This window comes from Sphingobacterium sp. UBA3549 (genome assembly GCF_002376635.1).
Classification (GTDB): Bacteria; Bacteroidota; Bacteroidia; order Sphingobacteriales; family Sphingobacteriaceae; genus Sphingobacterium.
On record NZ_DFOE01000009.1, the window covers coordinates 1 to 21817 of the forward strand.

Consider the following 21817-nt stretch of genomic DNA (forward strand, 5'->3'; position numbering starts at 1 on the left):
ACAGTTCAGTTTACACTACCACTTTCACGGAAGAACACAAACCCTTTTACTATATTTAAATTTTTCAAAACTTCATGAGCAACGAATCTTCAGCATTGAAATTTTTCTTAATAACAGAGCTTAAAAAGGTCAGAAAGACCCGCAATGTAATCGTCGGAATTTTCCTCACTATGTTCGCACTTTGCTACGGCTTTTTCCTGTCCGCCTTTTTTCAGCGTTGGTTAGGCAGTGAAGATCGGCTTACATTTTTCTATAAATCACTCCCTACCCTATCGTTTCTTTTCATTTATTTAGGTTTTGTATTTGGACTTTTAAGCTGGGTAGTTTATAGGAAGAACCAAAAATTTATTCGGGCATTACAACACCTAAACATCGATGACCTTGCTATCTACGAGCAATACACCAAACGAATGAACCGCATCTTTTCAGCGATAGGGCCTTATGTTTTTTTTAAAAATGAGCTGCTGTTCTTCCCGCTGATCGGAAATAAACGTATCGAAATTAATCAGATCCATCGCATTGAAACGAAAATCATACGCAATTACCGGGGCCCTAATAGCTATCGCGTCTATTTCTACAATGAATTCAACAAAATCCACCAAGTTACAATGAATCAAAAAGGGGCATTTGACTTCTTACAAGAGCAACTTCGTGAGAAAAATCCAAATCTGGTTGTCGTTGCACGGAATGATTAAATACAGGAAAGCTCAGGAATTGTTTCGGGAAAACAACAGGAAAGGTCAACGCTACCTTCGATAAAATTTTAGACCAATAGCAAAATGCGCTAACCGAAGGCGATCAATCTTTCGCCCACTAGTAAAAAAGCTAGTCTGGAATATAGGCTATATAACGACCTGATTCAGCAACTTCTTTGATTACCTGATTGCGCTCCTCAAGAAAGCGTCGCATATAACGTGTTAAAAAAAGACATTCTGCAAGTCTTCCCAAAACCCCAAACGGTGCCTCGAAATTAAAAATATCGCGCATAATTATTTTTCCATGTTCAACTTCTTCGAAGAAATGCTGATGCTCCATGAAACAAAAGATCCCGTGGATCATTTTATCTTCAAAAAAACAAGGCCTTTCCATAGCAGTTATCCGCACAGTTAAGGTTTGTCTGATCCCGAGATGTCTTGCACGCCACCGAACCTGCTGTCCCATCTCCATCAAGCCAGTCGTCACCCCTCCGATTGCCTCCTCTCCAGTTTTCTTTGCAGAATACTTATGCAGATCAATACTACGTGACAAGTCGAAAACGACAGATAAAGGAGCGTCTATCATGGTATTTAAAATAAGCTGCGGCATAATGTCTGGTAATAAATTATATATCAATTTCGTAAAATTTGGGGTTATTTTTGGAATCGGTTGCCAAAATTGTCTAAATTGGATCTGCGCTATCCGAATGGCTACAAAAAACAACAATTATGGTAACACTCCTTCACTTCGAAAAGTCAGATTTCCCACTATTTAAATCGTGGATTGGATCAGCAAGGGAACTATTGCAGTTTGCAGGGCCTTATTTTTCTTTTCCGCTTACCGACCAGCAACTTGAAAAATACATTACAGATCCAAAGCGACAAATCTTTAAAATAGCTGATACAGCAACTAAAGAAATTATTGGTCATTGTGAATTAAACTTCGAGCGGAATACCCCAAGACTTTGCCGTATTTTAATTGCAAAAAGCTCCGAACGGAATAGAGGCTATGGCAAAAGCACTGTAAATGCACTCCTTAGACTACTATTTCTAGAGGGTAACTATGACACAGCTGATCTGAATGTCTATGAATGGAATTCCAATGCGATTCGATGCTACGAAGGAGTAGGTTTTCGGATCAACGAAAATATTAGTTCGGAAGTATCAATTGAGGGTGAAACCTGGAAAAGCCTCAATATGCAGATTAGGAAATCTGAATGGAAAACTAATCCGTAACATGAAAGCTGCGCAAAAAGTAAGTCATATAACCGTGCCATAAATCATATTAAGAGGATTGATCTGTTTCCTACGCACAGTATTTAAACATGCAAAAAAAAACCTTTGTTTGACTTCAACAACTTTGACATCAAACAAAGGGCCTTACTATCATAAACACCTGAAATTTCCAGTGTTTTTTCTTGTTGCTAGTATTCGATCAAGACTTCAGTCACTTGCGCGCCTTGCTTAGCACTCTTAAATTTAAACTTCACTTTCTGATTCAAATTTAATTTCTGCCCGACCAGGCGGTCGTTGAAATAAACAGATTGCTGAGTTTCGTTGTCTCTGATGAATCCATAGTTGGAATCGTTGTTATAGTGGACAACTTTTCCAAAGGAATACTCATCATGATGATTGGAGACCATACTTGGACTCTCACCTTCTTTCAATTTTATTGCAGGCCTGTCTGAGATATTCCCGTGTTCATCAACATAAGCAAACAATTCTTCCAAAGATTTTCCCTTGTCATTGTTTGTTTTATTGAATTCCTTCTTCTCATTTTTTTGCTGTTTCTTGAGTAATTTCTTTTTTTCTCGTTCTTTTTTGTTAAATGTGATTTGGCTTTTGCTCATTCAATATGGATTAAAGTAAATATTCCCGAGGAGGTTTCGGACCTTTAGAGCTTCGTTGAAAAGATAAAAATGCGATGTGTTCTAAGGAGATAATTGCAAATATACGAAAAATTCTTTAAAAAAATATATATTGACTATCCGTATTCGCTTTGCTGATCCTCGATACCAAGTGCTTCGCTTTAATCAAGGAAACATGGGAAAGTAGTGCGAATCAGAAATACATAACAGTGAGCAAAAAATTAAAAATTACGTAAAACAAAACGCCCTTTAAGACGTTATTTTTTAAAAAAAATTATGGAAATAAGAAACATCGAGACAGACGACAGAGGCAATTTCGTTGCGGAGGTTGAAAATAGTGAAGCCGGAATTTTAGAATACACGTGGCAAAATGATCATGAATTTTCGATCGACCACACCGAAGTGTACGAAGAGTATAGAGGAATGAGTGTAGGCAAAAAATTAGTGTTGGAGGCAGTTGACTACGCACGAAAGAACGATGCGAAAATTGTTCCCAATTGCCCATATGCGAAAGCTATCTTTGAAAAGACAATAGCGTTTCAAGATGTATTAGCATAAAAAAGCCGTTTTATCGAAAGGATAAAACGGCTTTTTGTTAGGAAGTGAATCTGTTTAGACCACAATATTGATTATTTTCCCTTTAACAAAAATAATCTTTTTTATGGCTTTGCCATCTAAATGACGTTGTACATCGGCATGTGCTCTGATGATATCTTCGATCGCCTTTTGATCTAGATCGAGTGCTAACGATAGATTGAATTTCATCTTTCCATTGAAGGATACCGGATATGCAAATTCTGATTCGACTAAATATTCTGGTCTAAATATAGGGTAAGAAGCGGAAGAAAGTGTGCCAGCTTCATTTCCTAATAGCGTCCACAGCTCTTCCGTAATATGCGGTGCATACGGTTGGAGCGTGATAATTAACTGTTCCAGTATCTGTCGCTTATTGCATTTTAAATCTGTTAAGTCATTCACGCAGATCATGAAAGCTGAAACCGAAGTATTGAAAGAAAAACGCTCAATATCATCTTCTACCTTTTTAATAATTTTATGTAAGGCTTTAAATTCTGCTTTAGAAGGCTCTTCGTCGGAAACATTGAAATTGCCCTCGGCGTCATGAAACAGACGCCACACTTTACGTAAAAACTTATAAACGCCCTCTATACCGTTAGTATTCCAAGGCTTAGCTTGCTCCAAAGGCCCCAAAAACATTTCGTACAGACGCAGTGTGTCCGCTCCATATGATTCGATAATATCATCTGGATTGACTACATTGAATTTGGACTTCGACATTTTTTCCACTTCGCTACCGCAGATATATTTACCATTCTCCAATACAAATTCAGCATTTGAAAAATCAGGTCTGAAGTTTTTGAATTTTTCCAAATCCAACACATCATTTTGGACAATATTTACGTCAACATGTAACGGTATCGTTTTATATTCATCTCTCAACCCGTAAGACACAAATTGATTTGTACCTCTCCCGTCCTCATCTAGCACACGATATACAAAATTGGACCGCCCCTGAATCATTCCTTGATTAATCAATTTACGGAATGGCTCTTCTTCGTTCTGGTAGCCCAAATCTTTTAAGAATTTATTCCAAAAGCGCGAATACAGCAGGTGCCCGGTAGCATGCTCCGAACCACCGATATATAAATCTACGGCTTTCCAATAGTCTACCGCTTCTTTTGACACAAAGTCACCGTCGTTTTTCGGATCCATATATCTAAACCAATACCACGAAGAGCCTGCCCATCCGGGCATTGTACTCAATTCATACTCATATTGATCTTCATATTTCCAACCTTTTGCTCTTGCTAAAGGGGGTTCACCTGATTCCGTTGGCAAATATTTATCAACTTCGGGCAATAATAGGGGCAATTCTTCCTCTTTAATTAAATAAGGTAATCCATTTTTAAAGTATACAGGCACGGGTTCGCCCCAATAGCGCTGACGTCCAAAAATGGCATCGCGCATACGGAAGTTTATTTTCGCCTTACCCAATTTAGTCGCCTCCAACTTCGCAATTAAAGCAGGTACAGCTTCTTGGTAAGTCATACCATTGATAAAATCGGAATTAATATATCTTCCATCCTTATTAGGATCAGCTTCTTCTTCAATATTTTGGGTATCTGAAATAGGAATAATAGGAAGGTCGAAGTGTTTAGCGAATACATAATCCCTTTGATCGCCACTAGGTACAGCCATAACAGCACCCGTTCCATAACCAGCTAATACATAATCTGCGATCCAAATCTGTACATCTTGTCCCGAAAGTGGGTGCTTGGCATACGAACCTGTAAAAGCTCCTGAAACTGTTTTCGTATCAGCCATACGATCCAATTCAGATTTTTTGGAAGTTTTCTCGATATAGGTATTTACTTCCGATTGTTGCTGAGGGGTAGTCAATGCTGGTACCAATTCGTGCTCTGGAGCTAAAACGACAAATGAAACACCAAAAATTGTATCTACACGCGTCGTAAAAACTTCGATGACCGTATCTAATTGTGGTACGGGGAATTTCACGGAAGCACCCACCGATTTTCCGATCCAGTTACGTTGCATTTCTACCAAAGGTTCTGGCCAATCAACCGTATCCAATCCTCTTAGTAGGCGATCGGCATAAGCCGTAATACGCATAGACCATTGCATCATCTTCTTTTGCTCGACGGGAAATCCTCCACGCTCAGAAACCCCATTGATTACCTCGTCATTCGCTAATACTGTGCCCAGCGCAGCACACCAATTTACTGTACTTTCACGTAAATAAGCAATCCGGTACTTCAGCAATTCACGTTGTTGTCTTTCTTCATCAAAAGATTTCCAATCTTCAGCGCTAAATTCCAAAACGTCTTCATCAGCAACTGCTGCAATAGCAGCAGAGCCATTTTTAGCAAACCTTGCAATCAACGTTTCGATCGGTTCGGCTTTATCTGATTCTTTATTATACCAAGAATCAAACAATCTCATAAAAATCCACTGCGTCCATTTGTAATAGGAAGGATCTGAAGTACGTACTTCGCGGCTCCAATCATAAGAGAATCCAATGTTATCCATCTGTTCCCGATAACGGTTGATATTGACTTCGGTCGTTACGGCAGGATGCTGGCCAGTTTGAATCGCATATTGCTCCGCAGGAAGACCAAAAGAATCATAGCCCATTGGATGCAATACATTAAAACCTTTTAAACGTTTATATCTTGAAAAGATATCCGAAGCAATATAGCCCAGCGGATGACCAACGTGCAACCCCGCTCCGGAAGGATAAGGAAACATATCCAATACATAGTATTTTGGCTTTTGTTGCGTATCAGACGTTTTGTACGTTTGATGATCCGCCCAAAATTTTTGCCACTTTTTCTCTAATGATTTGTGATTATACTCCATTTTTATTCTTAAGGAATTTTTATGACTGGCGAAATTACGATTTAATACTGAAATGTGATAAAAGTTTTGTAGTTTGAACAATAAATTATAGTATTGAAAAGTTAATTAAACATAGATAGAAAACGAGGTTCGGATTGATTTTTATCAAAGTAATTACAAGATTAATTCGAAATCTTCCACTCAAATAGTTACTTTCGCAAATAAATTTTCGCTTATTATGTCAGAATACGAATTAAGCACACAAAAAAGAAAAACAAAATCTGTATATGTATCTACGGTTATCAGCATCGCTCTGGTGTTATTGGTAACAGGTATGTTGGGATTACTCTTGGTGCATGCTAAAAATCTTTCGAAATACGTTAAGGAAAATATTGTCTTAAATGTCATCGTGAACGATGGCACGAGCGAAGGTGATGTTCTTTCATTGCAAAAAGACCTCGAAAAAGATAACTATGTGCTCCGTACCGAATATATCAGTAAAGAGTTAGCGGCAAAAAATCTAAAGGAAGACCTTGGCGAAGATTTTGTACAGTATCTGGGGCATAACCCTCTTTTACCTTCTTTGGATGTTTATATGAAAGAGAATTATGCCAATACAGATAGTATTAAAACTTTTATTGAGAAGATCTCTAAAAATAATAAAATTAAAGAAGTGGTTTACCAGGAGTCTCTGATTGACATGGTGAACAAAAATGTTCGGATCATAGGGATGATTGTATTGGCATTTGCTGTTATCCTGCTAATTATCGCCGTAGCTTTAATTAACAACACGATACGTCTTGCTATATACTCGCAACGTTTCTTAATTAAAAGTATGCAACTCATCGGAGCTACTAAAAACTTTATCCGTAAACCATTTATAACTTATGGTATTATTCATGGTTTACTCGGTTCCTTGATCGCGATTCTACTGCTTATTTTAACCTTGAAGTTTGCGCAACAGCAGATACCCGAACTGGTATTTTTACGCAATTGGTTTGAATTTGCTGTAATATTTTTAGGAGTAATCCTCATTGGGATTCTCATTTCGGGACTTAGCACTTATTTCGCTGTAACAAAGTACTTAAAGGCACAATCTAACGATTTATACAGATAAAAAAATGGCTCAAATAAAGAAATCTACCGAATCAGTCAATAAAGGTTCGTTTGTATTCTCCAAAATAAATTACCAACTGTTTATAGCTAGCGTATTGGTTGTAATCATTGGCTTTACATTGATGTCCGGTGAAACCGATATTTATAGCTTTACCAAGATTACTTTGGCACCGATTGTTGTTGTTCTCGGTTTTGCAATAGGTTTTGCAGCAATTTTATACCGTCCCAAAAACAAATCCAATTAAAGCATAATCTTAATTCTAACAGATGTCTATTATTGAAGCTATCATCCTTGCTATCATTGAAGGATTAACGGAGTTTTTGCCTGTGTCTTCGACAGGTCATATGATCATAGCCACTGCCTTAATGGGTATCCAACCCTCGGCATTTGTCAAGTTATTTACGATTGTCATCCAGATGGGAACGATATTGTCCGTTCTGGTATTATACTACAAACGTTTTTTTAAATCGCTCTCATTTTACTATAAATTGATCATTGCGGCTATTCCAGCATCAGTGTTGGGCTTGCTCTTCAACGATTATATTGACGCCCTATTGGAAAGTCCTCTAATGGTCGCGGTCATGTTGGTCGTGGGCGGCGTAGTGTTACTTTTTGTCGATAGGTGGTTTAACAAGCCAACCGTAGAAGATTCCGACAAAGTTTCGTACAAACAAGCTTTTATGATTGGTGTATATCAATGCCTTGCGTTAATCCCTGGTACTTCAAGATCTGCCAGTACAATTATCGGTGGTATGACCCAAAAACTGACACGTAAAGCTGCTGCAGAATTTTCCTTCTTCCTTGCCTTGCCAATGATGTTTGGTGCTTCTGCTGTAAAGCTACTAAAGTTCTTTAAAGAAGGGAACACGTTTAATGGCGAAGAGCTTAATTTGCTTATTATAGGTAATCTAATTGGTTTCGTTGTCGCAATCGTTGCGATTAAGTCTTTTATCGGCTTCTTGACTAAATACGGTTTTAAAGCATTTGGATGGTATCGAATAATCGTCGGTGTTATTATTCTTGCCCTCCTACTTTCGGGTCATAGTTTACAAATTATTTAAAATCTTTTGATGGAAAATATAGAGGTTAGTGAAAACTCAGCGAAGTTTCATTTTGCTGAAGGAGAAATGTTGTTGATTGATAAACCTTTAACTTGGACTAGTTTTGATGTGGTTGGTAAAATCAGAAACTCCATCAAGCCGTTAAAATTAAAAGTCGGTCACGCAGGAACTTTAGATCCGCTTGCGACCGGTTTACTTATCGTCTGCACAGGCAAATTCACAAAGAAAATAGATAGTTACCAAGCCGAAGACAAAGAATATACTGGAACCATTACTTTGGGTGCCACAACGCCTTCCTATGATCTGGAAACAGAAATTAACGAAACATTTCCTATCGATCATATTACAGATGACATGATACTGCAAGCTGCGAAAGCATTTGAAGGCGAAATTCAACAATTTCCGCCTGCTCATTCGGCTATAAAAATCAATGGCGAACGTGTCTATGAGAAGGCACGCCGTGGCGAAGAGGTTGAAATAAAATCCCGTCAAGTTCGAATCAATAGCTTTCTTGTTGAAAAGATCGAGCTCCCCAACGTTTATTTTCGCATATCCTGTTCAAAGGGAACATACATTAGATCTCTGGCCTATGACTTCGGAAAATCCTTACAGAGTGGATCACATCTAAGTTCTTTGAGGCGCACCAAAAGTGGGGATTATTCAGTAGAAAATGCCTGGAATTTAGAAAAACTTATCGCGGAAATAAAACGTCATAAAGAGATCATTAAATAACTTTACCAAACCGTTTTATTGATTCTTTATCTTATTTTTGCAAAAACTCCTATAAATGAAAATCTACAGAAGTTTAGATGATTTCTCACCTATTGAAAATGCAGTTGTAACCATCGGCACTTTTGACGGTGTTCATATTGGCCACCAAAAAATATTGGCCCACTTAAAGGAAGCTGCTCATAAAATCAATGGGGAGACAATTTTGCTTACTTTTTTTCCACACCCTCGGTTAATTATCAATCCAGATGATGATAGCTTACGCTTAATCAACGATATCGAAGAAAAGGTCAGTCAGTTGAGTAAAGTTGGCATTGACCATTTGATTATCATTCCCTTTTCCCGTGATTTTTCCAATCAAACTCCAGAAGAATATATTAGTAATGTTCTTGTAGGAAAACTCGGCACCAAAAAAATTGTGATAGGCTACGATCACCATTTCGGAAAGGATCGAAAGGGTAGTATGGGTGATTTAGAACAGTTTGCTTCCATATTTGATTACAGTGTCGACGAAATCCCCGAGCAGGATATCAATGATATTGCCGTATCTTCAACACGGGTGCGCGAAGCACTAATAAAGGGTGACATAAAAACGGCAAATCTATATTTGGGTTATCCTTTTGAATTGACAGGCACTGTGATTAGAGGCGACCAAATCGGACGTACGATCGGATTTCCTACGGCAAACTTACAGGTTCACGAACCGCATAAACTTATACCAGCCTATGGTATATATGCAGTTGAGGTACATATCTACAATCACATCCAAAACATTACTACTGGTGAATACAAGGAAGAAAGCCCTGTTTCAATTGCCAAAGGTATGGGTTATATAGGAACTAGACCCACCGTGGATGGCATGAACCGAGCTATCGAAATCAGCCTATTTGATTTCGATCAGGATATTTACGGTAAAACACTACGCGTAAAATTCCTTCACTTTATCCGTCATGACGAACGTTTCGACTCCTTAGAAGCAATGAAAGAGCAGATCAGAGCGGACGAAGCCCAAATTCGAAGTCTTATTGGTTAGCACAGCGTATGATTATCAAATAGAAAAGCGGGGAATTCCCGCTTTTCTATTTGATAAGAGCTTCGATGCCTAATCGATAGCTGTCCAAACCAAAACCACAAATTACACCTTTACAATTCTTCGCTAAAAATGAGTGATGGCGGAATTCTTCTCTTTGGTGGACATTACTGATATGGACCTCTATAACAGGTGTTGTAATAGCTGCAATCGCATCACCAATCGCAACGGAAGTATGTGTATACGCTCCGGCATTCAATACAATTCCATCAAACTCGAAACCAACCTCGTGGATCTTATCGATTAGGCCTCCTTCTGAGTTGCTTTGAAAATAGTGTAGTTGCAAACTTTCAAACTGCTGTTTAAGCTCCTCAAAATAGCTAAGGAAATCCTGGCTACCATAAATTGATTTTTCTCTTACACCCAATAAATTCAAATTTGGGCCATTCAGTATAAGGATTTTTTTCATCGGAATATCATTGTTATAAATCATTATAAATTGCCCGGAAACTTGAGCGAAGGCCGAATGAGATCACGCCAGATTTATTGACGATAGGCGTTTCGTATTTCGCTTTTGCATAACGTTGGGTGTATCCGAGTTCTAGACGAAGATTATACTTTGGATTAAGTACATAGGCTGCCTTAGCGTCTGCATAATAGATATTATTCTTTATACCTTGTGCAATATGATTGCCATATAAGTTTGGTATTGTATTATAGGACTGAAAGATGTTTCCCCCCATATTACTTCCGTCGGGTAGATCCAGCCCATTTTGAGTAAACATTCCCTGCAATGAAAAGTCCCATCTGTCCCATGCGTAATTAACCAGTCCAACAAGCTCTCTAAAGTTTGCCCCTTTTGGATGCGCCAATGGCTCGGCGTTGTTACTATAGTTTGAATACGATTTAAAGTGCGCGTAGGTATATGGTCTAGCCGTATTGTATTCGGCTAGAAAGTTTAAATTCTTTACGCCAAACATATCATACCCTCTTACGCCAAGCTGTGCACCCCATTTATTATGTGCGTATCCGTTTCCTGCAAAAAATTCTTTCGCCGTAAACTCTCCTAACAGGAACTGGCCATATGCTGTCAATCGATATGGAAGCTTATATTTGGAAGTTAAGCCCAAAAACATTTTATCCGGCGAAGTCGTATTATTACTTTCGACAGGACGAATAAAGATAACTGGACTCAGATAACTAAAATCAAAACCTCTTCTTCCTCCTTCATCCTGCGCGGCCCAAACAACGGATTGGAAAAAACCTACAGATAATTTATTGGTTACATTCCAATCCAAATATTGAAAGGCCCCCCATTTCTTTCCATCTCCCAAGCGGGTGTTATTTTGCCCCTCCATAGGATATGTGCCCGTTAAATCTTGTCTAGGGTGTGTCGGATCGTTCATATAGGCCCAAATTGAAGTGTATTGAACATTTCCTATTGTTCCGGTTAATTTAAGATGTGCATAGTTGGAAGAAAAGTCGGACAAAAGCATCGAACGATAACCATCTCCAATAAAGTTTTTGTCGTAAGCCAAAGTGGCCTGGATATATTTATGTGCATCATAAGTCATGCTCGCTGTCGCATACATCCAGTCCATTTTATTTTTAGACTGAAATTTCGTATTTCCTTGACCAGGAACAACTTTATTCGCAACAATGTAGTCATCCAGATACTTAGGAAAAACTGCCTGGCTTTCAAATGCTGACGTATTGAAAGTAAATTTGTTCCCAACATTTAAACCCACCTGAAATCCTCTACTATTCATCCAAGTACGCCGTTTATCTCCTAGCATATCTTTTCCAATATAAAGATCTGGTAAAAAATCAGCATAGAATGTATAATCGTCCTTCTCGACTTGGACAAGATGTTCATTAAAAATCTTGCGCATAAACCAGTTGGACGAAGACACGGGTTTGTTGGATTGAATTGAATCAAACTTGGCTAACAATAAAGAGTCTTTAATGACGAAGGGTTTAGCAGAAGTATGGATCCTGGTTTCCGTAGAATAAACTGCATCGTTCATTTTCTGATAAAAATGATACGAATAAGGCTGGTTCTTAATTTGGGCAACAGCTCCTAAGGAAACGCCTACTCCAATGCTTGCCAACGTCAATCGAAGTAAATTATTGTTTTTTGTTATATTAAGCCTCATAAAATTTTTTAAAAGATTGTTTTTTATAGCAAAATGCATTCCTAAACGCAAATTAACCGAATAAAAATGACTTAATTCACATCTTTGGTCAATTTTAAAATGCTAAATCGTATTTGCTATTCCTTTTATTCAAAAATATTTATATCTTGCATGTTAGTAAATAACCTTATATCATAAATAAACAGTCCTAATAAGCATGAAGCGCAGAACATTTATCCAAAACGCAAGCCTGTTAACCGCGGGTGCACTTACCAGCAAATTTTCATTTGCTCAAGAACATTCTTTTCCTACAGTGCGTACCGTCAAAGAGAAGAGGCTTTTTTCGAGTAAAGTAATAGAGGATGCTATTGTAGAATTTCAGAAAAATGTTAAAAATAAGGAGCTGTCGTGGTTATTTAATAACTGTTTTCCCAATACCCTTGACACCACAGTTTTCCCTTATGTACAAAACGGAAGAAACTACACGTACGTCATTACAGGAGATATAGACGCCATGTGGTTACGTGATAGCAGTGCGCAAGTATGGCCCTATCTTCCCTTTATGAAAAAGGATAAAAAATTACAGGATCTGATTGTTGGACTAATCCAAAAGCAGAGTAAATGCATCAATATTGACCCCTACGCCAATGCATTTTATAATGATCCAACCAAAAAGGGCGAATGGTTTAGCGATCATACCGACATGAAACCTGGGATTCATGAACGGAAATGGGAAATCGATTCGTTGTGTTATCCAATTCGATTAGCCTATCATTACTGGAAAGAAACCAAAGACAGTAGTCCATTTAATGAGGAATGGCTGGACGCCCAACATAAAATATATCAAACTTTCGTTGAGCAACAACGAAAAGACAGTCTCGGTCCTTATAAATTTGAGCGCACTACTTCAAGAGGATCAGATACATTGCAGGTTGATGGTTATGGGTATCCTGTGAATCCAGTTGGATTGATCTGTTCTAGTTTTCGACCTTCAGACGATTCTACCATTTTCTCCTTTTTGATTCCCTCCAATTTGTTTGCAATTGTGAGTCTTAGGCAATCTGCAGAGATATTGAAAAAAGTCAAAAATGAACAGGCACTCGCCGATAAAATGGAAGCACTTGCAAACGAGGTAGAAGCAGCAGTAAATAAGTACGGCATCATCGATCATCCAACACTAGGTCGTATATATGCCTTCGAAGTGGACGGGTTTTCGAGTCATCTGATGATGGATGATGCCAATATACCCAGCTTACTGGCCTTACCATACTTAGGAGCTGTCGATATTAATAATGAAGTTTATCAACGTACCCGTAACTTTGTGCTGTCCGATAAAAATCCATTCTTTTTCAAAGGAACCGCAGCGGAAGGTATTGGTGGTCCTCACATAGGCAGAGATATGATCTGGCCGATGTCCATTATCATGCGGGCACAGACCTCGACGAATGATGAGGAGATTCGTAACTGCATTAAGACTTTGATAAATACTCATGGTGGAACCGGCTTTATGCACGAATCTTTCCATAAAGACGATCCTAAAAAGTTCACAAGACATTGGTTTGCCTGGACGAATACATTATTTGGCGAATTAATTTGGAAAATATATAAAGAGAAACCATCTTTGCTTCAATAAATCTGAATCTTGTAACATACTGTTATAAGTGAAGGAACTTATAACAGTATGTTATGAATAATTTAAAAGCTCCCGGTCCTATTGGCATTTTTGATTCTGGTTATGGCGGTCTCACCGTTTTCAAAGAAATTCAACACCTTTTGCCTCAATACGATTATATCTATTTAGGTGATAATGCCCGTGTTCCCTATGGTACACGCTCGTTTGAGACTGTTTATAATTACACCAAACAATGTGTTTTTAAACTATTTGACCTCGGATGTAACCTTGTTATACTGGCATGTAACACAGCTTCAGCTAAAGCATTAAGAACCATTCAACAAAACGATCTTCCCATTGGAAAGAAAGTACTTGGAGTAATTAGACCCACTACCGAAATGGTTCATAATTTTACCAAAACCAATAAAATTGGTATTTTAGCCACTACAGGGACAGTAAAATCAGAATCCTATAAAATAGAAATTCACAAATTTAACCCTGAAATTGAGGTTTTTCAGCACGACTGCCCTTTTTGGGTGCCCCTAGTGGAAAACAATGAAATCAATACCGAAGGCGCCCATTATTTTGTCGAAAAGGATATACGGGAACTTTTACATCAGTCGGCTCAGATTGATACCATAGTGCTTGCCTGCACGCACTACCCCCTATTATTGCCTGTAATCAAGAAATATGTACCAAACCATATACAGATCATCTCTCAAGGCCCTATTGTCGCGGCTAGCCTAAAAGACTATCTTAATAGACATGAAGAAATTGAGACGATTTGTTCCCAAAAGGAACAATTGGCGTTTTATACGACCGATGATCCGCTAGATTTTGAAAGCAAAGCAAAGATATTTTTTGGACAGTCAATAGATGCCAGCCATATCACCGTTTGATAAAATAGGAGGCAATAATTTTTAAATTGAAAAATTTCTAAAACTTTTACTTCGCAATTTTCGTTATTCTGTTAAAAGGTGGATAATATGAAAAAGAACTTTATAACCATTGCATATAATCAGGAAACACAGCATTGCGAATCTAAAGAGTTTTCAAGTATTCAGGAAAGTGCGGAGTATTTTAAAACGTTGGAAACCTCTGCAGAACCCAACTACCTTCCTGTATGTACGTATAATTTAAACACCAATACGATTCTGGATATTAGTGACTATTACGTCAACAAGGATAGTGAACTACAGCAGATTGTAAACAGTTGCCTTTCGGGAAAATAGTGTCTTGACGAGTTGTAATCATCTGTTAAAGGATCGATCTATCCGTCTTCATTGGGATAGGCTGTAATCCTATTTATAATATTACATTCCCGTAAAATAATATTTCGTTAATTTTTAATATCTTCAAATCGATAATCAAACCAAAACAACTTACAAATAATGAAAACCAAATTGACTATAAGCCTTTTAACAGTATCATTAGGATTGACGGCATGCCATTCAAGCCCTGCCAATTCGACCTCAGGTTCGGATAGTAGTGCGAATGCTCCGATGGATACAACAAGCTATCCTGCTGTAGAAACTCAAAAGGGAAACACAAATTATAAACCGGCATTTGCAGGACAAACTAGAATTCAGGGTGCAAAAACCACCACACCTTATGACGGTAAAGTGATTGCAGAGGGATTAAAATCACCTTGGGGCATCACCGCAATGCCTGATGGCCGATTATTGATATCAGAGAAAGAGGGCGATTTCCGAATTGTAACAGCAGAAGGGAAATTAAGTGAACCAATCAAGGGTTTACCTCAGGTCAATAGCAGTGGGCAAGGAGGACTTTTGGGGGTACGACTTGATCCAAATTTCGAGTCAAACCGTATGGTATATTGGGTTTTTTCCGATAATACAGCCGCCGGAACATTAACTGCTGTTGCAAAGGGAAAACTATCGGCCGACGAAAAATCCATAGAAGGTGCTAAGGTGATCTATCAAGCCACTCCTGCTCACAAAGGCAACTTGCATTATGGCGGACGCATTATATTTGACAAACATGGAAATATTATTGTCAGCACAGGCGAGAGGTCTGATTTGGTTACAAGACCTCTGGCGCAAGATTTAAATGCAGCATTAGGAAAGATTTTACGTATTACCACCGATGGAAAACCTGCCCAAGGGAACCCATTTTTGGGCAAATCGAATGCACGTCCTGAAATTCTCAGCTATGGGCATCGCAATCCTCAGGGACTCGCCTTACATCCAGAAACTGGCGATCTTTGGGAAACGGAATTTGGCCCACGTGGAGGTGATGAATTGAATAGAATTGAATCTGGTAAGAATTATGGCTGGCCAACGATTACGTATGGCATAGAATATAAAGGGGATAAAGTTGGTGAGGGTATACAGCAAAAAGATGGATTAGAACAACCCGTTTATTACTGGGATCCTGTCCTCTCTCCGAGTGGAATTACTTTCTATACTGGGCAAAACATTCCAGAATGGAAGAATAATCTCTTCATTTGCGGACTAAGCAGCATGCATATTGCTAGAATTATACTAAAGGATAACAAGGTGGTTGGGGAAGAGCGTCTATTAGGTAATGAAGGACAGCGATTTAGAGATATTACACAGGGTAAAGATGGTGCTTTGTATGCTATAACAGACCTCGGAAAATTATATAAAATTGATAAAAAATAAATGCACTAATCTAAAGCAGCCCTTTCCCACGGGGCTGCTTTTTTCAATTAGACTTGAATTATATTCACAAATAGCCGCAGTAGAGAGGTAGTTATTTAGCCAAAAATGGCAAATAATAGAATTTGGCTCGATTATTGATATTATACATAGTGTATCAATAAATTATTATATGGTTAAAAAAGAAAAAATGAAAAAATTATTAGAGATCAATCCCTTGTCGTTCTACATGACTAATTGGGGATTCGTAAACAACACTACCCCAAAAAGAACGCGCAAAACCTGCCAACCTTCTCCAAAAATTTAAGCGTTCTAGCTTAAATACTTCAATTAAATTTTATTAAAATCATCTGCTGATATCCTCCATACGGATATTAAGTAAGAGATTTATTTCTTTTACTAACATCCGTATGGCGAGGTATCAACCTATGCGAAAAAAAATGCCAATATGATTACTATAACGATACAAGCAATCATAATGTATTTATTCAATTGGCTATTTTTCTCTCCTTCGTCACTTTTATAGTGATAATCTCGTTTATTTGGCAAATTCATAAGCTTGTTTTTATTCATGATGAAGTTAACAACTTTTTTCCATATTATTCGTGATGATAAGGCTCGCCCTTCATGATGGAAAAAGCTCGATATAGCTGCTCTGTAAAAAACAATCTTATCATTTGGTGGGAAAATGTCATTTTGGATAGCGAGATTTTTGACTTCGCTCGATCATAAATTTTTTGATCGAAACCATAAGGCCCTCCAATGACAAACACCAGATGTTGGACACTTTGTATCATCATCTTCTCCAGATAAGCAGAAAACTCTAAGGACCTAAATTCTTTTCCATGTTCATCCAACAGAGCAACAAAATCCTGGGGCTGCAGTTGCTTTAAAATCAAAAGGGCTTCCTTGTCTTTCTGCTGTTCAGCAGAAAGACTCTTAACATTTTTGATATCGGGAAGAACAACAATACTAAAGTTGACATAAAACTTTAATCGCTTAGTGTATTTTTCAATTCCCTCAAGCAGGTATTTTTCATCCGTCTTACCTATGCAAAGTAATGTTATCTTCATCTAGACATTTTATAAGTGTTGCAATAAAATAGCGCTTGTCTTGTTTCCGACACTTTTAAATCGGATCACAACATTTAGCCAAGCCCTAAAATCTTAATAAATTGGGTATGTGTACAAATTAAGTAAAGTTCTAATTTATTTAAAATAAAGCCAATCAAAAAGGCAAGAATTGTTCACTCCGATTGTTCCTATCTTCATTCACTTTTCATCTATTCTGCATTTAACAAGTGTATCAAATAAACCACAGCATATACAGACAATTGACGGATACTCATACCCTACCTCGATAACAAGCCTCCCCCCACATAAGCAGTATAAGGCGCATGACCGTTTTAAACGAAAAAACCGAATTTAAATCATTCGGTTTTTTATTATTAGGAATACATATGTAAAATTAATCACTAAAATGGTGCATCATCGGGCATATCATTCATTCGAGATGGCATGGTAATACCGCCACTGAAACCTCCAGCACTAAAATCATCAGCAAAGTTTGGTGATGGGTTCAATGCCGAAGCAGAAAATGTAGCAGGTGCATCACCGAATCCATCGCCCCCACCCATACCAGAAAACTCATCTTCTAAATCCACAAACTTTACAAATTTACCGACAAAACGAAGTGGAACAATTCCGGTCTCACCATTACGATGCTTGGCGATAATAACTTCGCCGACACCAGCGGTAGGACGCCCTTCTTCATCTTCTGTTAAGCCGTAATATTCTGGTCTATATAAGAAAAGTACCATATCCGCATCCTGCTCAATAGATCCAGACTCCCTTAAATCGGATAACATAGGACGTTTGCTATTACCTGGCCTTGATTCCACCGCACGACTCAATTGCGACAATGCAAGCACAGGAATATTTAATTCTTTTGCAACAGACTTCAACGCACGAGAAATACTACCAATCTCTTGTTCACGGTTACCACCACCTTTACCTTCAGCTTTTCCGTGCATCAACTGCAAGTAATCGACAATCACCATTTGAATGTCGTATTGTGCTTTTAGACGCCTACATTTTGCTCTAAATTCAAACACATTCAATGCCGGAGTATCATCAATAATAATAGGCGCATCAGTCAACCGTCCGATTCGCGAATGTAATTGTTGCCATTCATGATCAGCTAGATTTCCTTTTTTCAATTTTTCTTGCTCAATTTCGGTTTCACCGGCGATAAGACGATTGACTAGCTGAACCGATGACATCTCCAACGAGAATACAGCAACTGCTTTGCCGTGCTCCACAGCGGCGTTACGTGCAACGGAAAGTACGAATGCCGTCTTTCCCATGGCTGGACGTGCCGCAATAATTACAAGATCAGAAGGTTGCCACCCTGAGGTCATTCGATCCAATGCAGTTAGGCCTGAAGGTACACCCGTCAGACCATCAGTACGATCTCGAAGCATTTCAAGATTTGAAATCGCTTCACGCATAATATCATCCATCTTTCTCGAATCTCGTCGTAGATTATTCTGCGCGATATCAAATAAGCTTTTCTCAGCATGATCTAAAAGATCGAAAATATCTGAGGTCTCATCATATGAACTATTAATAATTTCGGTCGAAACTTTAATAAGTTCGCGTTGAATATATTTTTGAGAAATGATACGTGCGTGATATTCAATATTAGCAGCCGATACGACTCGATCCGTCAACTGTGTAATGTAATAAGCACCACCGACCATCTCAAGGGCGCCCATCCGTCTAAGTTCAGAAGTAACGGTTAAAATATCAATTGGGGAAGTTTTTTGAAAAAGACCAAAAATCGCTTCAAAGATCTTTTGATGTGATTCCTTATAGAACGATTCCGGTTTCAGAATATCGATAATCTCACTCAGCGCATTCTTTTCAAGCATTAAAGCACCCAAAACAGCCTCCTCTAAATCTACTGCCTGCGGCGGAAGTTTGCCCAAACCGCTCACCAAATTATTTAATTTGGTACGGCGCTCACCATAACTTCCCCGTTTGTTATTATCCGTATTATTCGCTTCAAAATTACTGTCGTTCATCATGATATTATATCAGAAATATAGCTTTGCTATCCTTACAAATTCTAGATAGGATAACAAATGTATAAAAAATAAAATTCACCACCATGCATAGTTACACACAGCAAAATTTAAAGAACAGCATCTAAACCTCAAAAAGCTTTGAAGAACACAGTTTTATACCGACAGTTTTCAACATGTACTGTTGAAAAAATGTTGAAAACAAAAAAATAACACTAAAAACCAGTACATTAATAAATGTTAATAACTTAAGTTATTGTGAATAAGCAAAATGATACTGAATAAATCAATAGCTGCCACTATCATCGAAACAAACTCACTTTTGCATAAAACAAATCCCTTTTTAAGCACTAAAAAATATTCATATATCGTATCTTTGTAAAATGACGCACGACTCCTCAACATTAAAACCCTATAAAGACACCAAGGATGGGAAGAAAAAACAGGTAGCAGATATGTTTGATAACATTTCCCATTCCTATGATTTCTTAAACCATTTTCTGTCTTTGGGAATCGACATTATCTGGCGCAAAAAAGCCATCAACGCTTTGAAATCCATAAAACCGCAACTGATGTTGGATGTAGCGACAGGAACCGGTGATTTTGCATTGGAATCAATTAAAATCTTGAATCCAAAAAAGATTATCGGAGTTGATATATCCCAAGGAATGCTTGAGGTGGCTAAGAAGAAGATAACCAGTAAGGGCTTGGGCAATCAATTTGAAGTTGCACTGGGTGATTCTGAGAGGCTTCAGTTTGAAGATAACACGTTCGACGCTGTCACAGTAGCTTTCGGAGTCCGAAACTTTGAAAATTTAGAAAAGGGGCTGTCAGATATTTACCGCGTATTAAAACCAGGTGGAAAGGCTGTCATTTTAGAATTTTCAAATCCTAAAAAATTCCCCATTAAGCAACTCTACAATTTTTATTTCAAGTTTATCACGCCGACCATTGGAAAATTTTTTTCAAAAGATTCCAGCGCGTATGAATACCTACCAGAATCTGTTGCTCAATTTCCGGATGGACAAAAATTCGTTGCTATCAACAAAAAGGCAGGTTTCAATGAAACTATTGTTAGACCGCAAACATTCGGTATCTGTACGATTTACATTGCTACAAAATAGCGCAATGCTGCTACTATTGTTTGAGTTGATCTAATTACATTTTATTATCAAAGAGTGAGAATATATGACTAAAACAGTTTTTATCACAGGAGCAAGTTCTGGAATCGGTCAGGCCTGCGCTGAGCTACTAGCGAAAGAGGGCTACAATCTTTTACTCTGCGCCCGTAGGCTAAATCGTTTAGAAAAATTAAAAGATACTCTTCTTGCTGCCTACCCGACAATTCAAATCCATATTTTTGAACTTGATGTTCGAGATGCAGAGCAGGTTGCCCATCAAATTGATGGTCTACCTTCAGCGTGGAAAAATATAAATATTCTAATCAACAATGCGGGTTTGAGCCAAGGATTGGATCCGATTCAAAATGGAGATATCGGAGATTGGGATAGAATGATTGATACGAATATAAAAGGCTTACTCTATGTGAGTAAATCTGTAATACCACTTATGGATGCTGGAAACGGTGCTCATATTGTCAATTTGGGATCTATTGCAGGAAAAGAAGTTTATCCGAATGGAAATGTATACTGCGCCACTAAACATGCTGTTGATGCGTTGACCAAAGCCATGCGCATTGACTTGCTGCCTCAAGGAATTAAAGTAACGTCCATCGACCCTGGAATGGTCGAGACGGAGTTTTCAGAAGTTCGTTTCCACGGAGATCGCGAAAAAGCTAAAAATGTGTATAATGGTGTGCAACCCCTAACAGGAAAAGACATTGCCGAAACCATCCTTTTTGTCATTACTAGACCTGTGCATGTCAATATCAACGATCTATTAATAATGCCTACTGCACAAGCTACGGGCACCATTGTCAATCGAAAATAAATTAAATATCATGTCATTAGAAATACAAATAAATCAAGACATTAAGGCAGCAATGATCGCAAAAGACACGGCAAAATTACGTGGTTTACGAGCAATTAAAGCAGCAATTCTCTTAGCGAAAACAGAAAAAGGTCATGCAGAAGATCTTAGCCAGGAGGCGGAGATTAAAGTGTTACAAAAACTTGTCAAACAACGTCGCGAATCTGCTGAAATTTATAAGACGCAAAACCGTGAAGATCTGTATGAAATTGAAGTCGAGGAAGAAAAAGTAATTGAGACTTACCTACCCAAACAATTAAGTAAAGAAGAAGTTGAGACCGTCGTCAAAGCAATTATCGCTGAAACAGGGGCTTCTTCCATTAAAGATATGGGTAAAGTAATGGCAGCAACAAATCAAAAGCTTGCAGGACAAGCTGATGGCAAAACAATCTCTGAAGTCGTTAAAAGTCTTCTCGCATAAAAGTTTTCAAATCACTAGTGTCAAATTAAATCGGGTATGTCTTCCCTGATATATCGAT

22 protein-coding genes are annotated in these 21817 nt (G+C 38.1%); 15 read left to right on the forward strand and 7 right to left on the reverse strand.

The window, feature by feature from the left end; genetic code table 11:
- Positions 1-74: 74 nt before the first annotated feature.
- A complete protein-coding gene (locus tag B2W36_RS05955; protein WP_293886865.1) occupies positions 75-695 on the forward strand; it encodes a hypothetical protein in 621 nt (206 codons plus the stop codon).
- 130 nt (positions 696-825) lie between these two features.
- Here B2W36_RS05955 and B2W36_RS05960 read toward each other — a convergent pair whose 3' ends face one another.
- Positions 826-1305 (reverse strand): SRPBCC family protein, encoded by a 480-nt coding sequence (locus tag B2W36_RS05960; RefSeq protein ID WP_293886866.1) that lies wholly within the window; start codon positions 1303-1305, stop codon positions 826-828.
- A 119-nt stretch (positions 1306-1424) separates the two neighbouring features.
- On the opposite strand from B2W36_RS05960, the gene B2W36_RS05965 reads away from it, so the two are divergent.
- Complete coding sequence (locus tag B2W36_RS05965; RefSeq protein ID WP_293886867.1) at positions 1425-1931, forward strand: GNAT family N-acetyltransferase; 507 nt, start codon at positions 1425-1427, stop codon at positions 1929-1931.
- A gap of 188 nt (positions 1932-2119) precedes the next feature.
- On the opposite strand, the gene B2W36_RS05970 is transcribed toward B2W36_RS05965, so the two are convergent.
- Positions 2120-2545, reverse strand: coding sequence for a cold-shock protein (locus B2W36_RS05970; RefSeq protein ID WP_209574556.1), 426 nt, complete (start codon positions 2543-2545; stop codon positions 2120-2122).
- Positions 2546-2839: 294 nt separating this feature from the next.
- On the opposite strand from B2W36_RS05970, the gene B2W36_RS05975 reads away from it, so the two are divergent.
- Complete coding sequence (locus tag B2W36_RS05975; protein WP_209574557.1) at positions 2840-3121, forward strand: GNAT family N-acetyltransferase; 282 nt, start codon at positions 2840-2842, stop codon at positions 3119-3121.
- 54 nt (positions 3122-3175) lie between these two features.
- Here B2W36_RS05975 and leuS read toward each other — a convergent pair whose 3' ends face one another.
- Positions 3176-5959 (reverse strand): leucine--tRNA ligase, encoded by a 2784-nt coding sequence (leuS, locus tag B2W36_RS05980; RefSeq protein WP_293886868.1) that lies wholly within the window; start codon positions 5957-5959, stop codon positions 3176-3178.
- 217 nt (positions 5960-6176) lie between these two features.
- On the opposite strand from leuS, the gene B2W36_RS05985 reads away from it, so the two are divergent.
- The 5 genes from B2W36_RS05985 to B2W36_RS06005 are packed head-to-tail and all read left to right on the forward strand — an operon-like array spanning position 6177 to position 9878.
- Positions 6177-7055, forward strand: coding sequence for a cell division protein FtsX (locus B2W36_RS05985; protein WP_209574560.1), 879 nt, complete (start codon positions 6177-6179; stop codon positions 7053-7055).
- A gap of 4 nt (positions 7056-7059) precedes the next feature.
- Positions 7060-7299, forward strand: a complete 240-nt coding sequence (locus B2W36_RS05990; RefSeq protein ID WP_209574562.1) for a DUF3098 domain-containing protein — start codon at positions 7060-7062, stop codon at positions 7297-7299.
- 22 nt (positions 7300-7321) lie between these two features.
- A complete protein-coding gene (locus B2W36_RS05995; protein WP_209574564.1) occupies positions 7322-8116 on the forward strand; it encodes an undecaprenyl-diphosphate phosphatase in 795 nt (264 codons plus the stop codon).
- Positions 8117-8125: 9 nt separating this feature from the next.
- A complete protein-coding gene (truB, locus tag B2W36_RS06000) occupies positions 8126-8848 on the forward strand; it encodes a tRNA pseudouridine(55) synthase TruB (protein WP_209574566.1) in 723 nt (240 codons plus the stop codon).
- 55 nt (positions 8849-8903) lie between these two features.
- Complete coding sequence (locus B2W36_RS06005; RefSeq protein ID WP_209574568.1) at positions 8904-9878, forward strand: bifunctional riboflavin kinase/FAD synthetase; 975 nt, start codon at positions 8904-8906, stop codon at positions 9876-9878.
- A gap of 46 nt (positions 9879-9924) precedes the next feature.
- Here B2W36_RS06005 and aroQ read toward each other — a convergent pair whose 3' ends face one another.
- Both aroQ and B2W36_RS06015 read right to left on the reverse strand, forming a co-directional pair.
- On the reverse strand, positions 9925-10344 hold the full coding sequence (aroQ, locus tag B2W36_RS06010) for a type II 3-dehydroquinate dehydratase (protein ID WP_209574570.1): 420 nt from the start codon (positions 10342-10344) through the stop codon (positions 9925-9927).
- Between the two features lie 13 nt (positions 10345-10357).
- Complete coding sequence (locus B2W36_RS06015) at positions 10358-12031, reverse strand: gliding motility protein RemB (RefSeq protein WP_293886869.1); 1674 nt, start codon at positions 12029-12031, stop codon at positions 10358-10360.
- 196 nt (positions 12032-12227) lie between these two features.
- Here B2W36_RS06015 and B2W36_RS06020 point away from each other — a divergent pair, with 196 nt between their 5' ends.
- The 4 genes from B2W36_RS06020 to B2W36_RS06035 all read left to right on the forward strand — a co-directional run bounded on the left by B2W36_RS06020 (position 12228) and on the right by B2W36_RS06035 (position 16267).
- Entirely contained in the window at positions 12228-13643 is a 1416-nt protein-coding gene (locus B2W36_RS06020) for a glycoside hydrolase family 125 protein (protein ID WP_293879413.1), read from the forward strand.
- A gap of 53 nt (positions 13644-13696) precedes the next feature.
- Positions 13697-14521, forward strand: a complete 825-nt coding sequence (murI, locus tag B2W36_RS06025) for a glutamate racemase (RefSeq protein ID WP_293879415.1) — start codon at positions 13697-13699, stop codon at positions 14519-14521.
- Between the two features lie 87 nt (positions 14522-14608).
- Complete coding sequence (locus tag B2W36_RS06030) at positions 14609-14854, forward strand: hypothetical protein (protein ID WP_293879417.1); 246 nt, start codon at positions 14609-14611, stop codon at positions 14852-14854.
- Between the two features lie 159 nt (positions 14855-15013).
- Positions 15014-16267: a PQQ-dependent sugar dehydrogenase gene (locus tag B2W36_RS06035; protein WP_293886881.1), complete on the forward strand. Its 1254-nt coding sequence runs from the start codon at positions 15014-15016 to the stop codon at positions 16265-16267.
- Between the two features lie 596 nt (positions 16268-16863).
- Here B2W36_RS06035 and rlmH read toward each other — a convergent pair.
- Both rlmH and dnaB read right to left on the reverse strand, forming a co-directional pair.
- Positions 16864-17337 (reverse strand): 23S rRNA (pseudouridine(1915)-N(3))-methyltransferase RlmH, encoded by a 474-nt coding sequence (gene rlmH / locus B2W36_RS06040; protein WP_293879419.1) that lies wholly within the window; start codon positions 17335-17337, stop codon positions 16864-16866.
- Positions 17338-17738: 401 nt separating this feature from the next.
- Positions 17739-19349, reverse strand: a complete 1611-nt coding sequence (gene dnaB, locus B2W36_RS06045) for a replicative DNA helicase (RefSeq protein WP_370877891.1) — start codon at positions 19347-19349, stop codon at positions 17739-17741.
- Between the two features lie 383 nt (positions 19350-19732).
- Between dnaB and ubiE the strand changes: the two genes are divergently transcribed.
- The 3 genes from ubiE to B2W36_RS06060 all read left to right on the forward strand — a co-directional run bounded on the left by ubiE (position 19733) and on the right by B2W36_RS06060 (position 21759).
- A complete protein-coding gene (gene ubiE / locus B2W36_RS06050; protein WP_293879420.1) occupies positions 19733-20473 on the forward strand; it encodes a bifunctional demethylmenaquinone methyltransferase/2-methoxy-6-polyprenyl-1,4-benzoquinol methylase UbiE in 741 nt (246 codons plus the stop codon).
- A gap of 64 nt (positions 20474-20537) precedes the next feature.
- Positions 20538-21299, forward strand: coding sequence for an SDR family oxidoreductase (locus B2W36_RS06055; protein WP_293886883.1), 762 nt, complete (start codon positions 20538-20540; stop codon positions 21297-21299).
- A gap of 10 nt (positions 21300-21309) precedes the next feature.
- Positions 21310-21759 carry a GatB/YqeY domain-containing protein gene (locus B2W36_RS06060; RefSeq protein ID WP_293879421.1) on the forward strand — a complete coding sequence of 150 codons (450 nt, stop codon included), beginning with the start codon at positions 21310-21312 and terminating at the stop codon, positions 21757-21759.
- Positions 21760-21817: the final 58 nt, after the last annotated feature.

Excerpts from the sequence above, each read along its gene's own strand:
- B2W36_RS05960 (WP_293886866.1), bottom strand. The coding sequence starts at position 1,305 with ATGCCGCAGCTTATTTTAAATACCATGATAGACGCTCCTTTATCTGTC.
- truB (WP_209574566.1), top strand. The coding sequence starts at position 8,126 with ATGGAAAATATAGAGGTTAGTGAAAACTCAGCGAAGTTTCATTTTGCT.
- rlmH (WP_293879419.1), bottom strand. The coding sequence starts at position 17,337 with ATGAAGATAACATTACTTTGCATAGGTAAGACGGATGAAAAATACCTG.
- B2W36_RS06015 (WP_293886869.1), bottom strand. The coding sequence starts at position 12,031 with ATGAGGCTTAATATAACAAAAAACAATAATTTACTTCGATTGACGTTG.
- B2W36_RS06030 (WP_293879417.1), top strand. The coding sequence starts at position 14,609 with ATGAAAAAGAACTTTATAACCATTGCATATAATCAGGAAACACAGCAT.
- B2W36_RS06060 (WP_293879421.1), top strand. The coding sequence starts at position 21,310 with ATGTCATTAGAAATACAAATAAATCAAGACATTAAGGCAGCAATGATC.
- ubiE (WP_293879420.1), top strand. The coding sequence starts at position 19,733 with ATGACGCACGACTCCTCAACATTAAAACCCTATAAAGACACCAAGGAT.
- B2W36_RS05975 (WP_209574557.1), top strand. The coding sequence starts at position 2,840 with ATGGAAATAAGAAACATCGAGACAGACGACAGAGGCAATTTCGTTGCG.
- B2W36_RS05955 (WP_293886865.1), top strand. The coding sequence starts at position 75 with ATGAGCAACGAATCTTCAGCATTGAAATTTTTCTTAATAACAGAGCTT.
- B2W36_RS05995 (WP_209574564.1), top strand. The coding sequence starts at position 7,322 with ATGTCTATTATTGAAGCTATCATCCTTGCTATCATTGAAGGATTAACG.
- leuS (WP_293886868.1), bottom strand. The coding sequence starts at position 5,959 with ATGGAGTATAATCACAAATCATTAGAGAAAAAGTGGCAAAAATTTTGG.
- B2W36_RS06005 (WP_209574568.1), top strand. The coding sequence starts at position 8,904 with ATGAAAATCTACAGAAGTTTAGATGATTTCTCACCTATTGAAAATGCA.
- dnaB (WP_370877891.1), bottom strand. The coding sequence starts at position 19,349 with ATGAACGACAGTAATTTTGAAGCGAATAATACGGATAATAACAAACGG.
- B2W36_RS05970 (WP_209574556.1), bottom strand. The coding sequence starts at position 2,545 with ATGAGCAAAAGCCAAATCACATTTAACAAAAAAGAACGAGAAAAAAAG.
- B2W36_RS05990 (WP_209574562.1), top strand. The coding sequence starts at position 7,060 with ATGGCTCAAATAAAGAAATCTACCGAATCAGTCAATAAAGGTTCGTTT.
- B2W36_RS06020 (WP_293879413.1), top strand. The coding sequence starts at position 12,228 with ATGAAGCGCAGAACATTTATCCAAAACGCAAGCCTGTTAACCGCGGGT.
- B2W36_RS06055 (WP_293886883.1), top strand. The coding sequence starts at position 20,538 with ATGACTAAAACAGTTTTTATCACAGGAGCAAGTTCTGGAATCGGTCAG.
- B2W36_RS05965 (WP_293886867.1), top strand. The coding sequence starts at position 1,425 with ATGGTAACACTCCTTCACTTCGAAAAGTCAGATTTCCCACTATTTAAA.
- B2W36_RS06035 (WP_293886881.1), top strand. The coding sequence starts at position 15,014 with ATGAAAACCAAATTGACTATAAGCCTTTTAACAGTATCATTAGGATTG.
- murI (WP_293879415.1), top strand. The coding sequence starts at position 13,697 with ATGAATAATTTAAAAGCTCCCGGTCCTATTGGCATTTTTGATTCTGGT.
- B2W36_RS05985 (WP_209574560.1), top strand. The coding sequence starts at position 6,177 with ATGTCAGAATACGAATTAAGCACACAAAAAAGAAAAACAAAATCTGTA.
- aroQ (WP_209574570.1), bottom strand. The coding sequence starts at position 10,344 with ATGAAAAAAATCCTTATACTGAATGGCCCAAATTTGAATTTATTGGGT.